Consider the following 12520-nt stretch of genomic DNA (forward strand, 5'->3'; position numbering starts at 1 on the left):
GAGTCAAAACTGAATTTGAGGCCCGCTTCGGCGGGCCTTTTGTTTTGGTTTGCGTTCCCCGGATGCAGTGCAGCGCGCCCCTGGCGATGCGAAGCATCGTCCAGTGGCGTGGTGCACTGCTGATCCGGGGTCCATCGGCTTGCTGGGTCCCGGCTCTGCGGCGCATCGCCATAGCGCGTCGAAGACGCGCGTAAACGCGCTTATGGCGCCGCACCGCGTCCGGGACACGTGGAGGTCGGCACGCTAAGCTTGCGTCATGACGATTCAAACCACCTTCTCCTTCGACACCCCCGGCGATACCGAACGCGCGGCCGAACTGCGGCGCGTCAAGGCGCTGGCGACGCTGGTGCTGGCCTCGACGCTTCTGCTGTTCATCGCCGCGAAATGGTTGCTGCCCGTGCATCCCGTGTTCGGCTTCATTGCAGCCTTCGCGGAAGCCGCTACCATCGGCGGACTCGCCGATTGGTACGCCGTCGTCGCGCTGTTCAAGCGGCCGCTCGGCCTGCCGATCCCGCACACCGCGATCATCCAGAGCAACCAGGCCCGCATCGCCGACAAGCTCGGCGAATTCATTCAGGTGCATTTCCTCGAGGCCGGTCCGGTCGAGGCCAAGCTGAATGAGATCGATTTCGGCTCCTTCGTCGCCGACTGGCTGCGCGACCGCAAGCGTAGTGACGACCTCGCGCGCTTCGCGCTGCGCCTGCTGCCGGAGGCTGTGTCGGCGACTGAGAGCTCGGGCCTGATGACCTTCATCATCCGCCGCATGTCCTCGCAGCTCCAGGCGATCGACCTCGCGCCGCTCGCGGCCGGCACGCTGCGCGGCTTCGTCGCTGAGGGGCGGCATCAGATCCTGTTCGACGATCTCCTGCGCGTGATGCACGAGACGCTAACTCAGAAAGAGACGATGGCGATGATCCGCGAGAAGGTGCGCGCGGAGTTGCCGACCCTGCTTAAGCTTTATCGCGCCGACAAGTTTCTGGTGAACAAGATCGTGGCCTCCGCCACCGCCTTCTTCAACGAAGTCCGCAGCGATCCCAAGCATCCGTTCCGCGGCGAGTTCGACCGCATGGTGCTGAGCTTCGTCGACCGGCTCGGCACCGATCAGGCCTATATCGACCGTATCGCCGGGCTGAAGCGCGATTTGCTGGCGCGCCCCGAGCTTGCCGATCTCGCCCGCACCGTCTGGGCCAACACACGCTCCTTCATCGAGCGCAGTGCGAGCGGCGAGACGCAGGTGTTGCAGCATCATCTCGCCGGCATGTTCGTTTCCGCGGGCGAGGCGCTTGCCGGCGATGCGGAGCTGCGCGGCGAGATCAACAAGGGCCTGGTGACGGTGCTGCGCAGCTTCGTCGCCGACCAGAAGAGCGGCGTCTCCACCTTCATCTCCGACCAGGTCAAGGCGTGGAATATGACCCAGCTGATTTCGCTGATCGAAATCAACATCGGCCGCGACCTGCAATACATCCGCTTCAACGGCTCGCTGATCGGCGGGCTAGCCGGGCTTGCGCTCTACTCCATAGAATTCCTGCTTCGATTGTTGTGACTTTTGCGTCACGGCCGTCAGCATTAACGCGCGAGCCTATTGTCGCCTCGCATCTCTCCCGCTTGAATGTCCGGAACCGACCGCCTAGCTGATTCATGTTGCGCTGCGGAACGTTCAAGAAGCCGGCGTATTGGAATTCATGCCCATTTGCCGGCATCTTGCCGGCGGCCTCTCAAGTCTTCCCGGGGGAAACATTGATGACCGCAACTGCCCAGACGCTGCGCCCGCCGTCCCGCACCCTGATGTTTCTGGAGGGGCGGGCGATCCACGAGTTCGGCGCATTCCTCGGCGCGCTGCCGCTCCTGAGCCTCGCGCCGCGCGGCGACGGGCATCCGGTGCTGGTGCTGCCCGGCCTCGTGGCTTCCGATGCGTCGACGCGCGCGCTGCGCGCGTTTCTGACGAGCAAGGGCTACGCGGTGAGCGGCTGGCGTCAGGGCCGCAACTATGGCCTGCGTCCGGGCGTTCAGCACGCGATGGTCGATCTGGTCCAGGAGCTCAGCGATGAGCACGGCCGCAAGATCAGCCTGGTCGGCTGGAGCCTTGGCGGCCTCTACGCGCGCCAGCTCGCCAAGATGATGCCGGAGCGCGTGCGCCAGGTGATCACGCTCGGCAGCCCCTTCGCCGGCGATCCGCGCTCGACCAACGCCTGGCGCGTCTACGAATGGGCGAGCGGCCGCAAGGCCGACGAGGTCGATCCGCAGTTCGGCGGCGAGCTCGCCGTGCCGCCGCCGGTGCCGACCACCGCCATCTACAGCCGAACCGATGGCGTTTGCGCCTGGCAGGGCTGCATGGAGAAGACGGGCGCACAGACCGAGAGCATCGAGGTCGAAAGCAGCCATTGCGGCATGGGGCATCATCCGGCCGCTGTCTATGCCGTGGCCGACCGGCTCGCGCAGAAAGAAGGCCAGTGGCGCCCGTTCGATCGCAGCGGCTGGCGCAGCCTCGCCTATCCCGATCCGCATCGGTGAATTCTTTGCCTCTCCCCGCGTGCGGGGAGAGGCAAGCGGGGAGAAGGAGAAGAGACGTCGTCCCCGTCCATTGTCGCGCCCGCATCAAACGCGCTATGCCTCGCGGCATGGCGCATCCGCTTTCCCGCATCATCGACCAGCTCAAGCGCGAGCCGTCGCGCACCGGCTCCATCGTCATCACCGTGTTCGGCGATGCCATCGTGCCGCGCGGCGGCTCCGTGTGGCTCGGCACGCTGCTGGAATTCTTCGAGAGTCTCGACATCGATAGCGGCGTTGTCCGCACCGCAATGTCGCGGCTTGCCGCCGACGGCTGGCTGACGCGCGAGAAGGTCGGCCGTAACAGTTTCTATCGCCTGGCCGACAAGGGCCGCCAGACCTTCGAAGCCGCGACGCGCCACATCTACGATCCGCCGCCATCGGATTGGACCGGGCGCTTCGAGCTGCTGCTGATCGGCAACGGCGAGGATCGCGACGCTTCGCGCGAGGCGTTGCGCAATGCCGGCTTCGGCAGCCCGCTGCCGGGTGTGTGGGTCGCGCCGTCAGGCGTGCCGGTGCCCGACGAGGCCGCGGGCGCGATCCGTCTCGAAGTCTCGGCCGAAGACGATAGCGGCCGCCGCCTGCTCAGCGCGAGCTGGCCGCTGGAGCGCACGGCCGACGCCTATCTGAAATTCATGAAGACGTTCGAGCCGCTGCGCGCCGCGATCGGTCGCGGCACGGATCTGTCCGAGGCCGACGCCTTCACCGCGCGCATCTTGCTGATCCACTATTATCGGCGCGTCGTGCTGCGCGATCCATTGTTGCCCGAAAGCCTGCTGCCGGCGGATTGGCCGGGCAGGGCCGCCCGCGCGCTCTGCGGCGAAATCTATCGCGCGCTCCTCGCTCCATCGGAACAATGGCTTGACGGCCATGGAACCAATGAAAAGGGATCGCTGCCGCCGGTGCGAAAGCTTTTGGAGCGGAGGTTCGGCGCCTGACCTTTATGTTACAGAAATATCTTGCATGATCTAATTTCTGTTATATATTGCCTCCCAATAAAACGGGAGGATGCGCATGTACACCCAGGCGCTGAACACGGCCGAGACCGGCGATCGCGGTCTGGAGGACGCAGGTAAAGCTGCGCAGTTCCAGGCCCGCATCGATGCCGAGGAGCGCATCGAGCCGAACGACTGGATGCCGGCGGCCTATCGCAAGACGCTCACCCGCCAGATCTCCCAGCACGCGCACTCCGAAATCGTCGGCATGCTGCCGGAAGGCAACTGGATCACGCGCGCGCCGACGCTGCGCCGCAAGGCCGCGCTGCTCGCCAAGGTGCAGGACGAGTGCGGCCACGGGCTCTATCTCTACGCCGCGGCCGAGACGCTCGGCTCCTCGCGCGAAGAGCTGGTCGACGCGATGCTCGCGGGGAAAGCCAAATATTCCTCGATCTTCAACTATCCGACGCTGACCTGGGCCGACATCGGCACCATCGGCTGGCTGGTCGACGGCGCCGCGATCATGAACCAGATCCCGCTCTGCCGCTGCTCCTACGGGCCCTATGCGCGCGCGATGATCCGTGTCTGCAAGGAGGAGTCGTTCCACCAGCGCCAGGGCTACGAGATCATGGTGACCCTGTGCCGCGGCTCGGACGAGCAGAAGGCAATGGCGCAGGACGCGCTGAATCGCTGGTGGTGGCCGGTGTTGATGATGTTCGGTCCGCCGGACGCCACGAGCCAGCACAGCGACACCTCGGCGAAATGGAAGATCAAGCGCTTCTCCAATGACGAGCTGCGCCAGAAATTCGTCGATGCGACGGTCCCGCAGGCGCAATATCTCGGCCTCACCATTCCCGATCCCGGCATGACTCAGGATGCGGACGGGCACTGGCGCTACAGCGAGATCGACTGGACCGAATTCAAGCAGGTGCTCGCCGGCAATGGCCCCTGCAACCGCGACCGCATGGCCGCGCGCCGCAAGGCGCACGAGGAGGGCGCCTGGGTGCGCGAGGCGGCCGCCGCCTATGCCGCCAAGCGCGTGCGGCGTCAGACCGCGCAAGCCGCGGAATAGGAGACCAATATGGCCACGCCGAACACGCCGCTGTGGGAAGTCTTCATTCGCAGCCGCAACGGGCTCGCGCACAAGCATGTGGGATCGCTGCATGCGAGCGACGCCACCATGGCGCTACAGGCCGCCCGCGACATCTACACCCGCCGTGGCGAGGGCCTGTCGATCTGGGTCGTGCCGTCCACCGCGATCACCGCGAGCGATCCCGCCGAGAAGGGCATGATGTTCGAGCCGGCGGAGTCGAAGATCTACCGGCACCCGACATTCTACGAGGTGCCGGAAGAAGTGGGGCACATGTGATGGCGGTCGCCAACATCCAGGTCGCCGAAACGCCGCTGGTGCTCTACGCGCTGCGCCGCGCCGACGATGCGTTGATCCTCGGTCACAGGCTGTCGGAATGGTGCGGACACGCACCGATGCTGGAAGAGGACATGGCGCTCTCCAACATCGCGCTCGACCTCATCGGCCAGGCGCGCGAGGTCTACAGCTACGCCGCCAAGGTCGAAGGCAAGGACAACGACGAGGACAAGCTCGCTTATCTGCGCGATGTCAGGCAGTATCGCAATCTGCTGCTGGTCGAGCAGCCCAACGGCGATTTTGCCCAGACCCTGGTGCGGCAGTTCTTCTATGCCGCTTTCGCCGACATCTACTGGCGCGCCATGATGAAGTCGCGCGATGCGACGCTGGCGGCGATTGCCGCCAAGTCGGAGAAGGAGAGCGCCTATCATCTGCGCCATGCTTCGGAGTGGATCATCCGGCTCGGCGACGGCACCGACGAAAGCCATGCCCGCGCGCAAGAAGCGATCAATCACCTCTGGGCCTTTACCGGCGAGATGTTTGCCGTCGACGACGGCGAACGCGCCCTGATCGATGCCGGCATTGTCGTCGATCCCGGCACCTTGCGCGGTCGCTGGCTGACGACGATCTCGGATGTCATCGGCGAAGCGAAGCTGGTCCTGCCGCAGAACGACTGGATGCAGCAGGGCGGCCGCGCCGGTCGCCACAGCGAGCATCTCGGCCATCTCCTGTCGGAGCTGCAATCGATGCAGCGAACTTTTCCGGGGCTGACATGGTGACCGTGCTGGACCGCGACAGCGAACTGCGCCGGCGGGCTTGGGACGCCGCCGCGGGGGTCGTCGACCCCGAAATCCCGGTGCTGACCATCGCCGACCTCGGCGTGCTGCGCGATGTCGTTCTCGATGGCGAGCATGTCGAGGTCGCGATCACCCCGACCTATTCGGGCTGCCCGGCCATGAACATGATCGCGCTCGAAATCGAGGTCGCGCTGGAGCGCGCCGGTTTCCACCAGCCCAAGGTCCGCACCGTGCTGTCGCCGGCCTGGACCACGGACTGGATGAGCGAGGAGGGGCGCGAGAAGCTGCGCGCCTACGGCATTGCGCCGCCGCAAGCCTCGAGCTCGCGCCGTGCGCTGTTCGGTGAGCAATCGGTCGCGTGCCCGCAATGCGGCTCCGACAGGACCGAGCTGCTGTCCGAATTCGGCTCGACCTCCTGCAAGGCGCTCTGGCGCTGCAAGTCCTGCCGCGAGCCCTTCGACTATTTCAAGTGTCATTGACCATGTCAGCAGCCGCACCGCGCTTCCACCGCCTGGCCGTCAACGACCTCCGCCGCGAGGCGTCGGACGCCATTTCCATGACCTTCGCCATTCCCGGCGAACTCGCCGGCGACTACGCCTTCACGCCTGGCCAGTACCTCACGCTCCGCACCACGCTCGACGGTGAAGAGGTGCGCCGTTCCTATTCCATCTGTTCCGGCCCCGACGACGGCGAGATTCGCATCGCTGTGAAGAAGGTCGATGGCGGCGCGTTTTCGAGCTGGGCAGCCGAAGATCTCAAATGCGGCGACGAGCTCGACGTGATGACGCCGACGGGCCGCTTCGGCGTGGTCCCGCCGGCAGATCGGGCGCGCATCCATGTCGGCTTTGCCGCAGGTTCCGGCATCACGCCGATCCTGTCGATCGTCAAGGGCGTGCTTGCGCGCGAGCCGGGTAGCCGCTTCTTCCTATTTTACGGCAACCGGACCACCGACAACATCATGTTCCTCGAAGCGCTCGAAGAGCTGAAGGACCGGTTCATCGATCGTCTCTCGATCTTCCACGTCATCTCCGGCGAGGAGCAGGACATCCCGATCCTGCACGGCCGGCTCGACGGCGAGAAGGTGAGTGTATTGCTGCGCTCGCTGGTGCCGGCGGCAAGCGTCGATCACGTCTTCATCTGCGGTCCATCAGGCATGAGCGAGGAGATCGAGGCGACCTGCCGCGACCTCGGCATCGCGGACGAACGCATTCACGTCGAGCGCTTCGTCTCCGAATTCGGCGGCAAGCCGCGCCCGAAGAAGACCGTTGCACCCGACGCGCCGCCGAAGGCGATCGCGTCGTTGATCATCGACGGCAAGCGCCGCGATGTGCCCGTTGCCGAGGACGAAGCGATCCTCGATGCCGCGCTGCGCGCCGGGGTCGATCTGCCCTTCGCCTGCAAGGGCGGCATGTGCTCGACCTGCCGCGCCAAGCTGGTCGAGGGCGAGGCGCCGATGGATATCAACTATTCGCTGGAACCGTGGGAGCTCAAGGCCGGTTTTGTTCTCACCTGCCAAGCCAAGCCGTCCACGGAGCGGGTCGTGGTCGATTATGATCATGTCTGATCAGGCGTTCTGCGCCTCCGCAATGCAAATGCGTCGCATTATTTGACAGTGTGAGCCAACCAGAACAACATCATGAGCAAACGTCTGGCCGGGAGAAGCGCGTGAACGTCAAAGCCGCCCTGTCGCCTGAGGATATTGCCCGCGCCTGCGCCGATGCGATGTGGGCCGAAGACGATGCGTCCAAGGGTCTCGGCATGGAGATCGTCGAGATCGGCCCGGGCTTCGCAACGCTCGCCATGACGGTGCGGGCGGACATGGTCAACGGCCAGCGCATCGCCCATGGCGGCTTCATCTTCACGCTCGCCGATTCCGCCTTTGCGTTCGCGTGCAACTCGCACAATGAGCGCGTGGTGGCGGCGCAGGGCCAGATCACCTTCATCAAGCCCGGCAGGCTTGGCGATCGCCTCATCGCCGAGGCACGGGAGATCACCCGCGGCGGCCGGTCCGGCATCTACGACGTGCGTGTCACGGCAGGCGAGGCCGTCATCGCTGAATTCCGCGGACATTCGCGCGTCGTTCCCGGCAAATGGCTGCCGGCGCAAGATCAATAAGATCAAACAAGAAAAGAACAGACAATGTGGGGAAACGAGGATGGCTCTGACGAAGCTCAAGGAAGGCGGCAACACCTATAGCGCCGAGATGGACGCGCATGAGCGCGCATCGCGTGATGAGATCATGGCGCTGCAGAAGCAGCGGCTGGCCTGGTCGCTGAAGCACGCCTACGACAATGTCGCGCATTACCGCAAGGCGTTCGACAAGGCGGGCGTGCATCCGTCCGACTTTCGCGAACTCGCCGATCTCGCCAAATTTCCGTTCACGGTGAAGACGGACCTGCGCGACAATTATCCCTTCAACATGTTCGCCGTGCCGCGCGAGAAGCTGGTCCGGGTGCATGCCTCATCCGGCACCACGGGCAAGCCAATCGTCGTCGGCTATACTCAACGCGACATCGACACATGGTCCGAGGTGATGGCGCGCTCGATCCGCGCGGCCGGCGGCCGCACCGGCATGATCATTCACAATGCCTATGGCTACGGCCTCTTCACCGGCGGTCTCGGCGTGCACTACGGCGCCGAAAAGCTCGGCTGCACGGTGGTGCCGATCTCCGGCGGCATGACCGAGCGGCAGGTGCAGCTCATCAACGACTTCCGGCCCGACATCATCACGGTGACGCCGAGCTACATGCTGGCGATCCTCGACGAATTCAAGCGCCAGAAGCTGGATCCGCGCCAGTGCTCGCTCAAGATCGGCATCTTCGGCGCCGAGCCCTGGACCAATGCGATGCGCGCCGAGATCGAGGATGCCTTCGACATGGACGCGACCGACATCTACGGCCTGTCCGAGGTGATCGGCCCCGGCGTCGCGCAGGAGTGCATCGAGACCAAGGACGGCCTGCATATCTGGGAGGATCATTTCTACCCCGAGGTGATCGACCCCGAGACCGGTGCGGTGCTGCCGGATGGCGAGAAGGGCGAGCTGGTGTTCACCTCGCTCACCAAGGAGGCTTTTCCTGTGATCCGCTATCGCACCCGCGATCTGACGCGGCTGCTGCCGGGTACGGCGCGGCAGGGCATGCGGCGGATGGAGAAGGTGACGGGCCGCTCCGACGACATGATCATCCTGCGCGGCGTCAATCTGTTCCCGACCCAGATCGAGGAAGTGCTGCTCGCGACCGATTGGTGCGGCGGCCACTTCATCCTCGAGCTCACCCGCGAAGGCCGCATGGACGAACTGACCATCATCGCCGAGGCGCGGCCCGAAAGTTGGGACGATCGCGGGCTCGTCGATCATGCGGACCGGGTTTCGACCCACATCAAGAACACGATCGGCGTCAGTTCGAGGGTTCAGGTGGTCGCGCCGGCCACACTGGAGCGCTCGCTCGGCAAGGCCAAACGGCTCTACGACAAGCGGCCCAAGGACTGACTTGACGGATTGACCTGACGGATTGACTTGACCGGCTCCAAAGGCGACAAGGCCCGCGAGAAATCGCGGGTCTTTTCATGTCACCAGCCGATGCCAAAACCGTCGAAGCGCGCTGCGTGCGCCTCAACGCCAAAGCTGAAAACGCCGCGGCGCTTGCACCTGGCGTCGAGCGCCAGACGCTTGCGCGCGGGCCGAACGATCTCCTGATCGAGGTGAAGGCCGCCGCCGTCAATCCCTCCGACGTCAAAGCTGCGACGGGCCTGATGCCCTATGCCGTGTTCCCCCGGACCCCCGGCCGCGATTACGCCGGCGTGGTGATCGACGGGCCCGCCGGCATGGTGGGGCGCGAAGTGTTCGGCTCCTCCGGCGATCTCGGCATCCGTCGTGACGGCACCCATGCGAGCCATCTCGTGGTCGAAGCCGATGCGGTCGTGGAGAAGCCGAGGACGGTGTCCTGGGAGGAGGCCGCCGGCATCGGCGTGCCCTTCGTCACCGCGATGGAAGGCTTTCGCCGCGCAGGCGTGCCGAAGAGCGGCGAGACCGTGCTGGTGCTCGGCGTCAACGGCAAGGTCGGCCAGGCCGCAGTGCAGATCGCGACCTGGCAGGGCGCGCGCGTCATCGGTGTGGTACGCAAGGCGGAAGCCTATGAAGGCCACGCCAACGCGCCCATCGAGGTGATCGACGCCTCCGCCACCGATGTCGCCACGCGCGTGCGCGAACTGACGAGCGGCAAGGGCGCCGACATCGTCTTCAACACGGTCGGCGATCCCTATTTCCAGGCCGCGCACAAGTCGCTCGCCTTGCGCGGCCGCCAGATCCTGATCGCCGCGATCGACCGCATCGTGCAGTTCGACATCCTCGAATTCTATCGCGGTCAGCACACTTATGTCGGCATCGACACGCTCGGCCTGTCGTCGGCCGCGACCGGCGCGGTGCTGCGCGACCTCGGCCCCGGCTTCGCCAGCGGCCATCTGAAGCCGTTCCCGATCAAGGCGAATGCGATCTATCCGCTGGAGCGCGCGAAGGAAGCGTATGTTGCGGTCGCCGGCTCGTCACGTGACCGGGTGATCCTGAAGCCGTAACGATGGAATCCACGCAACTCGTCATCCTTGCCGGCCTTGCCATCGGTCTCGTCTACGGCGCCGTTGGCCTGCTCAGCGGTTTCTGCCTGATGAGCAGCATGCGCGGGTTTCTGGCGGAGGGCGACGGGCGGCTGGTGCGAACCTACGCGCTCGCAATCGCTGTTGCGATCGCGGCGAGCCAGTTCCTCGCCGGCAGCGGCATGGTCGATCTCGGCAAGTCGATCTACCTGCAACAATCGTTCTCCGCCCCAGTGCTGTTCCTCGGCGGCCTGCTGTTCGGCTACGGCATGGTGCTGTCGAACGGCTGCGGCTCGCGGGCGCTGGTGCTGCTCGGGCGCGGCAATCTCCGCTCCTTCGTCGTCGTGATCGTGCTGGCCATCGCTGCGCAGATGACGCTCAAGGGCCTGATCGCGCCGGCACGTATCGCGCTGGTCCAGGCCTCGCAAACCACGGTCAAAGCGAATTCGCTGCCGTCTTTGCTGGCTACGCTCGGACTCACGGAAGGGTTTTCGCGTTCGCTTGCCGCTGCGACGATCGTCGTCGCGCTGATCCTGTTCGCCTTCGCGCATCCTGGGTTTCGTCGCTCGCTGGGTCAGATCGTTGCGGGAATCGTCGTCGGTCTCCTCGTTGCCGGCGGCTGGCACGTCACAGGCTATCTCGGCGCCGACGACTTCAATCCCGTCCCGGTGACCTCGCTCACCTTCATCGCGCCGATCGCGGATGCCCTACAATACGCCATGCTCTCGACCGGACTGACGCTGAATTTCGGCATCGCGACGGTTGCCGGCGTCTTCGCCGGCAGTCTGGTGACGGCACTCGCAACTCGCCGCTTCAAGCTCGAAGGCTATTCATCGCCACGCCACATGCTGCGCTCGGGCACTGGTGCTGCGCTGATGGGGATCGGCGGTGTGATGGCGTTCGGCTGTTCGATCGGGCAGGGGCTGACCGGCGTCTCCACCCTCGCGCTGAGCTCGTTCGTCGCGGTCGCCGGCATCCTGCTCGGTACCGCGGCGGGGCTGCGCGGCGCCCTGCGGGTTCAGCCGCTCCAGGCCGCCGAAGCCGACTCACGGGCCGCTTGAGCTACTCCACCGTCTTCGTCACGATGCGGATCTCCGATGTCAGCGTCCGATGTACCGGGCACTTGTCGGCGATCTCCATCAGCTTCTTGCGCTGGTCGGCATCGAGCGCGCCGTCCATCGCTATGTCACGCTCGATCTGGTCGAGCATGCCCTCGCGTGTCTCGCATTCCGCACAATCCTTGGCGTAGATTTTCGAATGCTTCAGCGTGACGATCACGCGCTCGAGCGGCAGCGACTTGCGGTCGGCATAAAGGCGCATGGTCATGGACGTGCAGGCGCCCAGGCCCGCGAGCAGGAAATCATAGGGCCCGGGACCGGCATCCTCGCCGCCGGCCGCGACCGGCTCGTCGGCCACCAGATGATGCGGGCCGACGGTGATGATCTGGTTGAACTTGCTCTTGCGGGTCTCCTGCACCACGACCTGGCGCGGCGCCTCCGGGAGATCCATTACCTTCGCGGCCCTTGCCGTATCGATGTAACGGCTCGCCCAGGCGGCGATCACGTCGGCCGCGTAGAGCGCGTCGGCAGGCTTCGTCAGAAGATGATCGGCATGGTCGAGCGAGACGAAGCTCTTGGGATGTTTTGCCGCGACGAAGATCTTCGTCGCATTGTCGATGCCGACGGTGTCGTCGACCGGCGAATGCATCACCAGCAGCGCCTTGTGCAGGCCGGTGACGTCCTTCATCAGCTCGTGCTCGGCGATATCGTCGAGGAATTCGCGCTTGATCCGGAACGGGCGGCCGGCGAGCGAAACTTCGACCTCGCCCTGCGTGCGGATGTTGTCGAGATGCTCCCGGAACAGACCGGTGACATGGGCGGGATCGGACGGCGCTGCGATGGTCACGACTGCCCTGGCCTCGGGAATCTTTCCGGCAGCGGCCAGAATCGCAGCGCCGCCGAGGCTGTGGCCGATCAGGATCGAGGGCGCCTTGCGAGTCTCGCGCAGATGATCGGCCGCGCGCACGAGATCGGCGACATTGGATGAGAACGTCGAATTGGCGAAATCGCCTTCGCTGGAGCCGAGCCCGGTGAAGTCGAAGCGCAGCACCGCAATGCCCTTGGCGGCGAGCGCAACCGAAATGCGCTTGGCCGCCAGCGTATCCTTGCCGCAGGTGAAGCAGTGCGCGAACAGCGCGAAAGCCGCGGGCTCGCCGTCAGGCAGCTCCAGCGCGGCCGCGAGCTGATGGCCGCCTTCTCCGGTGAACTGAAAGCGTTCCGTGGGCATGG

At 65.3% G+C, this 12520-nt stretch carries 13 protein-coding genes; 12 read left to right on the top strand and 1 reads right to left on the bottom strand.

The window, feature by feature from the left end:
• Window positions 1-256: 256 nt before the first annotated feature.
• From JQ566_RS01695 to JQ566_RS01750, 12 genes are all read left to right on the top strand, one after another.
• Window positions 257-1543, top strand: a complete 1287-nt coding sequence (locus JQ566_RS01695; RefSeq protein WP_212368788.1) for a DUF445 domain-containing protein — start codon at window positions 257-259, stop codon at window positions 1541-1543.
• Between the two features lie 197 nt (window positions 1544-1740).
• On the top strand, window positions 1741-2511 hold the full coding sequence (locus JQ566_RS01700) for an esterase/lipase family protein (RefSeq protein WP_212368791.1): 771 nt from the start codon (window positions 1741-1743) through the stop codon (window positions 2509-2511).
• 107 nt (window positions 2512-2618) lie between these two features.
• Window positions 2619-3485, top strand: coding sequence for a phenylacetic acid degradation operon negative regulatory protein PaaX (paaX, locus tag JQ566_RS01705; protein WP_212368794.1), 867 nt, complete (start codon window positions 2619-2621; stop codon window positions 3483-3485).
• Window positions 3486-3561: 76 nt separating this feature from the next.
• Window positions 3562-4554, top strand: a complete 993-nt coding sequence (gene paaA, locus JQ566_RS01710; RefSeq protein WP_212368797.1) for a 1,2-phenylacetyl-CoA epoxidase subunit PaaA — start codon at window positions 3562-3564, stop codon at window positions 4552-4554.
• A gap of 9 nt (window positions 4555-4563) precedes the next feature.
• Window positions 4564-4851 carry a 1,2-phenylacetyl-CoA epoxidase subunit PaaB gene (paaB, locus tag JQ566_RS01715; protein WP_008136594.1) on the top strand — a complete coding sequence of 96 codons (288 nt, stop codon included), beginning with the start codon at window positions 4564-4566 and terminating at the stop codon, window positions 4849-4851.
• On the top strand, window positions 4851-5627 hold the full coding sequence (gene paaC, locus JQ566_RS01720) for a 1,2-phenylacetyl-CoA epoxidase subunit PaaC (RefSeq protein WP_212368812.1): 777 nt from the start codon (window positions 4851-4853) through the stop codon (window positions 5625-5627). Before paaB ends, paaC begins: the two co-directional genes overlap by 1 nt.
• Window positions 5621-6124, top strand: coding sequence for a 1,2-phenylacetyl-CoA epoxidase subunit PaaD (gene paaD / locus JQ566_RS01725; protein ID WP_212368817.1), 504 nt, complete (start codon window positions 5621-5623; stop codon window positions 6122-6124). The genes paaC and paaD overlap by 7 nt, the downstream gene beginning before the upstream one ends.
• A gap of 2 nt (window positions 6125-6126) precedes the next feature.
• Window positions 6127-7209 carry a 1,2-phenylacetyl-CoA epoxidase subunit PaaE gene (gene paaE, locus JQ566_RS01730; protein ID WP_212368821.1) on the top strand — a complete coding sequence of 361 codons (1083 nt, stop codon included), beginning with the start codon at window positions 6127-6129 and terminating at the stop codon, window positions 7207-7209.
• 101 nt (window positions 7210-7310) lie between these two features.
• The gene (paaI, locus tag JQ566_RS01735) at window positions 7311-7760 is read left to right on the top strand and encodes a hydroxyphenylacetyl-CoA thioesterase PaaI (protein WP_212368826.1); all 450 of its coding nucleotides are present in this window, start codon (window positions 7311-7313) and stop codon (window positions 7758-7760) included.
• 40 nt (window positions 7761-7800) lie between these two features.
• The gene (gene paaK / locus JQ566_RS01740) at window positions 7801-9132 is read left to right on the top strand and encodes a phenylacetate--CoA ligase PaaK (protein ID WP_212368831.1); all 1332 of its coding nucleotides are present in this window, start codon (window positions 7801-7803) and stop codon (window positions 9130-9132) included.
• Window positions 9133-9209: 77 nt separating this feature from the next.
• Window positions 9210-10214, top strand: a complete 1005-nt coding sequence (locus tag JQ566_RS01745; RefSeq protein WP_212368848.1) for a quinone oxidoreductase family protein — start codon at window positions 9210-9212, stop codon at window positions 10212-10214.
• 2 nt (window positions 10215-10216) lie between these two features.
• Window positions 10217-11293 (top strand): YeeE/YedE family protein, encoded by a 1077-nt coding sequence (locus tag JQ566_RS01750; protein ID WP_212368851.1) that lies wholly within the window; start codon window positions 10217-10219, stop codon window positions 11291-11293.
• 1 nt (window position 11294) lies between these two features.
• Here JQ566_RS01750 and JQ566_RS01755 read toward each other — a convergent pair whose 3' ends face one another.
• On the bottom strand, window positions 11295-12518 hold the full coding sequence (locus tag JQ566_RS01755) for a bifunctional alpha/beta hydrolase/OsmC family protein (RefSeq protein WP_212368854.1): 1224 nt from the start codon (window positions 12516-12518) through the stop codon (window positions 11295-11297).
• Window positions 12519-12520 lie beyond the last annotated feature (2 nt).

Source organism: Bradyrhizobium sp. SZCCT0231, from assembly GCF_018130245.1.
GTDB classification, from domain to species: Bacteria; Pseudomonadota; Alphaproteobacteria; order Rhizobiales; family Xanthobacteraceae; genus Bradyrhizobium; species Bradyrhizobium japonicum_F.

Coding starts and splice junctions, on each gene's coding strand:
- JQ566_RS01695 (WP_212368788.1), top strand. CDS start 257: ATGACGATTCAAACCACCTTCTCCTTCGACACCCCCGGCGATACCGAA.
- JQ566_RS01700 (WP_212368791.1), top strand. CDS start 1,741: ATGACCGCAACTGCCCAGACGCTGCGCCCGCCGTCCCGCACCCTGATG.
- paaX (WP_212368794.1), top strand. CDS start 2,619: ATGGCGCATCCGCTTTCCCGCATCATCGACCAGCTCAAGCGCGAGCCG.
- paaA (WP_212368797.1), top strand. CDS start 3,562: ATGTACACCCAGGCGCTGAACACGGCCGAGACCGGCGATCGCGGTCTG.
- paaB (WP_008136594.1), top strand. CDS start 4,564: ATGGCCACGCCGAACACGCCGCTGTGGGAAGTCTTCATTCGCAGCCGC.
- paaC (WP_212368812.1), top strand. CDS start 4,851: ATGGCGGTCGCCAACATCCAGGTCGCCGAAACGCCGCTGGTGCTCTAC.
- paaD (WP_212368817.1), top strand. CDS start 5,621: ATGGTGACCGTGCTGGACCGCGACAGCGAACTGCGCCGGCGGGCTTGG.
- paaE (WP_212368821.1), top strand. CDS start 6,127: ATGTCAGCAGCCGCACCGCGCTTCCACCGCCTGGCCGTCAACGACCTC.
- paaK (WP_212368831.1), top strand. CDS start 7,801: ATGGCTCTGACGAAGCTCAAGGAAGGCGGCAACACCTATAGCGCCGAG.
- JQ566_RS01745 (WP_212368848.1), top strand. CDS start 9,210: ATGTCACCAGCCGATGCCAAAACCGTCGAAGCGCGCTGCGTGCGCCTC.
- JQ566_RS01750 (WP_212368851.1), top strand. CDS start 10,217: ATGGAATCCACGCAACTCGTCATCCTTGCCGGCCTTGCCATCGGTCTC.
- JQ566_RS01755 (WP_212368854.1), bottom strand. CDS start 12,518: ATGCCCACGGAACGCTTTCAGTTCACCGGAGAAGGCGGCCATCAGCTC.